1 protein-coding gene is annotated in these 1,229 nt (G+C 58.3%); it reads left to right on the forward strand.

Going from position 1 to position 1,229, the window contains the following annotated elements; translation table 11 throughout:
- Positions 1-65: 65 nt before the first annotated feature.
- A protein-coding gene (locus ACFO3E_RS15065) for an IS3 family transposase (RefSeq protein WP_380805758.1) occupies positions 66-1,192 on the forward strand; the annotation gives its coding sequence in 2 pieces (ribosomal slippage) (positions 66-297 and positions 297-1,192; 1,128 coding nt in all).
- The last annotated feature ends 37 nt before the right edge of the window (positions 1,193-1,229 follow it).

Raw genomic sequence — 1,229 nt, forward strand, 5'->3', positions numbered from 1 at the left:
TGGACTTGTAACGGTTTTGTGCCGGTCACTTGAGAGTTTAAGGCTCATTCAAGGAGACCGACGAGATGATCAAGCATAGCGAAGAGTTCAAGCAGGAGGCGGTGCGCATTGCGCTGACCAGCGGGTTGCCGCGCGAACGGGTCGCGTCGGATTTGGGGATCGGCAAATCGACGCTGAACAAATGGGTGTCGCACTATCGCCCCTCGGATCTGGTGGCAGCGCCGCAGGCAGATCTGGCTCGAGAGAATGAACGGCTTCGTTTGGAGAACCGTATCCTCAGGGAGGAGAGGGAAGTCCTAAAAAAGGCCACTCAGTTCTTTGCGAGCCAAAGGTCGTGAGGTTCGCCTTTGTGCATAGCTGGCGGCACCGTTGGCCAGTGGAGTTGATGTGCCGTGTCCTACAGGTGAGTGAGCGCGGCTATCGGTCCTGGCGGTCGCGCCCGATCAGCCATCGGGAACGGACAGACATGAGGGTGCTGGCCCATATCCGGGAGCAATATAGTCTGAGCCTTGGCAGTTATGGTCGCCCCAGGATGACGATGGAGCTCAAGGAAGCAGGGCTCGACGTTGGCGAGCGCCGGGTTGGCCGCCTCATGCGGATCAACGGGATCAAGCCAGTCCGCACACGCAAGCACAAGGTCACGACGGACAGCCACCATCGCCTGGGTGTCGCGGCGAACTGGCTAGACGGAGATTTTGCGGCCGATGCGCCCAACCGGAAATGGGCGGGCGACATCACCTATGTCTGGACATCGGAAGGCTGGCTCTACCTTGCCGTCATCCTCGACCTGCACAGCCGTCGTGTTGTTGGCTGGGCTGTCAGCGATAGGATGAAGAAGGATCTGGCGATCCGGGCGTTGGATATGGCGGTGCGGCTGCGTCAGCCGCCTGAAGGCTGCATTTTCCACTCCGATCGCGGCAGCCAATATTGCTCTTATGATTATCAGAAAAAGCTGCAGGCCTATGGCCTGCGTCCATCTATGAGCGGCAAGGGAAATTGTTACGACAATGCCTCCGTCGAGACATTCTTCAAATCCCTGAAGGCCGAACTCATCTGGCGGCAGAATTGGCCAACCCGCCGGCAAGCTGAAGCCGCCATCTTCCAGTACATCAACGGCTTCTACAATTCCCGTCGCCGCCATTCATACCTGGGCGGCATCAGCCCACTCGCGTTCGAAGCCAAGGTGGCATAATGAGATAGGTGACCGGCGCAAAACCGTTACAAGTCCA

This window comes from Sphingobium tyrosinilyticum, from assembly GCF_042654265.1.
Classification (GTDB): Bacteria; Pseudomonadota; Alphaproteobacteria; order Sphingomonadales; family Sphingomonadaceae; genus Sphingobium; species Sphingobium tyrosinilyticum.